Below are 3,327 nucleotides of genomic sequence, written 5' to 3'. Positions count from 1 at the left end.
CACCCACCAGGGCAGGTGTTGCAGTAGATCCACGCCATGCGTGGATGGGCCTTGCTACGCACGCTGTGCGCGCCTCAGCAGCTTCGCTTCGCGCCTGCGCGCGCGCCGCGCCTTCCAGCGCTCGGCCAGGCACGAGAAGATCACGTACAGCGCCGGCGTGCTGAGCAGGGTCAGGCTCTGCGAGAACAGCAGGCCGCCGATCATCGCGATGCCCAGCGGGCGACGCAGCTCCGAACCTTCGCCCAGGCCGATCGCCAGCGGCACCGCCGCCAGGATCGCCACCATCGTGGTCATCATGATCGGCCGGAAACGCACGATGCTGGCTTCACGTGCGGCCTCGCGCGGAGTCAGCCCATGTTCGCGCTGCGCCACCAGGGCGAAGTCGATCATCATGATCGCGTTCTTCTTGACGATGCCGATCAGCAGCACCAGCGCGATCATCGAGATCACCGACAGTTCGGTGTTGGTGCCGAACAACGCCAGCAACGCACCGACGCCGGCGGCCGGCAGGGTGGACAGGATCGTCACCGGGTGGATCAGGCTTTCGTACAGGATGCCCAGCACCAGATAGACGGTGAGGATGGCTGCCAGTACCAGGATCAGCATGTCGCTGGGGTCGGAATTGAAGCCGAAGCCCGCATCGTCGGCCAGGCGGATGTCGCCGGGCATGCGCATGCCGGCCACGGTGCTGTCGATGATGGCCTTGGCCTCGCCCATGCTGACGCCGGGGGCGAGGTTGTAGCTCAGGTCCATCGTCGTGTACTGGTTTTCATGGGTGATCTGCGAGGGCGCCAGGCCCGGCGCCTGTCGGGCCACCGCCGTGATCGGCACCATTTCGCCGTTGCGTGCACGCACATGCACTTCGTCCAACGCCGAAGGCGTAGCGGTCTGCGACGGCAGCGCATTGACCACCACGCTGTACTGGTTGATGTCCGAGTAGATGGTGGAGATCTGGCGCTGGCCGAAGGCGCCGTACAGCGCACCGTCGATGGCGCCGACCGAGATGCCCAGGCGCGCGGCCTTGGCCCGGTCGATCTCGATGTTCTGGCGCAGGCCGGCGTTGTCGACGTCGGTGCCGACATCACGCAGGTTCGGGTTCTTCTTCAATGCCGCCTGCAGCTTGGGCAGCCATTCCTGCAGTGCGGCCAGGTCGTTGCCCTGCAGCGAGACGCGGTACTGTGCGCCCTGGCTGTTGCCACCGCCATCGTTGCTGGGCAGGTCCTGGATCGCGCGCAGGCGCAGCTGCAGGTCCGGGTAGCGGTCGGCCTTCGCACTCAGCCGTGCCAGTGCGTGTGCAGTGGTTTCGCGGCGCCCTTCCTTGCGCGACTTCAGTTCGACGTTGAACTGTGCGCTGGAGCCCTGGCGTCCGCTGCCCAGGCGTACGCCCACGGTCTTCACTGCCGGGTCGGCCATCAGCATGTCGGTGATGCGGCGCTGGCGGCTGACCATGTCCTCGAAGGACACCGTCGCACTGGAATTGGCGCGGCCCCAGATCAGGCCGGTGTCCTGCGGCGGGAACGCACCCTTCTTCACCGCACCGAACAGGAAGATGGTGACGCCGATCAGGATCAACGGTGTCAATGAAAGCAGCAGCGCATGACGCAGCGAAAAATCAAGGAACACGGTGTAGATGCGCAGCATCCTTTCGTGACCGGCATCGAGCCAGCGGCCGAAGCGCGACGGTGCCGCCGTGTGGTCGTGCGCGCTGAGGAAGCGGCTGCACAGCGCCGGGGTCAGCGTCAGCGAAACGATCATCGACACCACGATCGCCGCCACCAGGGTCACGGTGAATTCGCGGAAGAACGCGCCCATCATGCCGCTGGCGAACAGCAGCGGGATGAACACCGCCACCAGCGAAGCGGTGATCGAGACGATGGTGAAGCCGATTTCGCGCGCACCGGCGAAGGCCGCCTGCATCCGCGGCATGCCCTCGTCGAGGTGGCGCATGATGTTTTCGATCACCACGATCGCATCGTCGACCACGAAGCCGATCGCGATCACCAGCGCCAGCAGGCTCAGGTTGTTCAGGGTGAAGCCCATCACGTACATCACCAGCGCGGCACCGGCCAGCGACAGCGGCACGGTGACCGCCGCGATCAGCGTCGGCGCCAACCGGCGCAGGAACAGCGCCATCGTCAGCACCACCATCGCCAGGCTGATCAGCAGGGTGATCTGTACTTCATGCAGCGACGACCGGATGGTCGGGGTGCGGTCGAAGTAGGGCGTCATCGTGGTGCCCGGCTGCAGGTAGTCGCGCAACGCGGGAATCTGCGCTTTCACCCGGTCCACGGTCTCGACGATGTTGGCGCCGGCACGGGTGAACACATACATCACCACGGCCGGTTTGTGGTCGAACCACGCGGCCTGGTAGGCATCCTGCTGGCCGTCGTAGACGTTGGCGATGTCCTTCAGGCGGATCACCCGGCCATCGCCCTGGGTCTTGACCACCAGATCGGCGAAGTCGGCGGCGCGTGCGACCGAATCGTTGGCGATGATCGCCGTGGTGGTGTTGCCATCGCTGAGGAAGCCGGTGGGCGAGGTCACGTTGGCCGCGCGCACGGCATTGCGCAGGTCGTCGGCGGTCAGTCCCAGCGCGTTCATCAGGCGCAGGTTGACGTCCACACGCACCGCCGGCGTCGAGGCACCGGCGATATCCACCGAGGCGACGCCGCCGATCTGGCGGATGCGCTGGGCCAGCAGCGAATCGGCGACGTTGTACAGCTCATCGGCGGACTGCGTCTGCGAGGTCAGCGCGATGGCGATCACCGGGTCGTCGTTCGGGTTCGCCTTCTGGTACATCGGCGAGCCCATGCCCGAGGGCAGGTCGGCCTGCGCCGAATTGATCGCGGTCTGTACGTCCAGCGCGGCCGAATCGATGTCGCGGTCGCTCTGGAAGATCATGAAGACCAGCGAGCTGCCTTCCGAGCTCGACGAACGCATGCGGTCGATGCCAGGCAGCTGGCCGAGATGACGCTCCAGCGGCGCGGTCACCGTGGAGGCCATGGTCGCCGCATCCGCACCGGACTGGCTGGCATGCACGAAGATCACCGGGATCTCGATGTTCGGCAGTGCCGACACGCCGAGCCGCAGGTAACAGATCACGCCGACCATGAACAAGCCGATGGCCAGCAGGGCGGTGCCGATCGGGCGGCGGATGAAGGGGCCGGACAGGTTCATCGTGCAGCCCCCCGAAGGTGCGGGGCCAGGGTCATGCCTGCGGCTCCTGCACCGTGCCATCGCGCAGCGCACGCTGCTCACGGCGACGGGCAAGCCATTCCGAGAAGCGTTCCATGTACAGGTAGATCACCGGCGTGGTGTACAGGGTTA

Annotated in this window: 1 protein-coding gene; it reads right to left on the bottom strand. The window is 66.1% G+C overall.

Annotation, left to right across the window (positions count from 1 at the left end; all coding sequences use genetic code 11):
* Window positions 1-54 precede the first annotated feature (54 nt).
* Window positions 55-3,177 carry an efflux RND transporter permease subunit gene (locus AB4Y84_RS16950; protein WP_442244476.1) on the bottom strand — a complete coding sequence of 1,041 codons (3,123 nt, stop codon included), beginning with the start codon at window positions 3,175-3,177 and terminating at the stop codon, window positions 55-57.
* Window positions 3,178-3,327: the final 150 nt, after the last annotated feature.

The organism is Stenotrophomonas sp. 2YAF22 (assembly GCF_052114665.1).
GTDB classification, from domain to species: domain Bacteria; phylum Pseudomonadota; class Gammaproteobacteria; order Xanthomonadales; family Xanthomonadaceae; genus Stenotrophomonas; species Stenotrophomonas indicatrix.
This window is presented reverse-complemented; position numbering and strand designations above follow the sequence as displayed.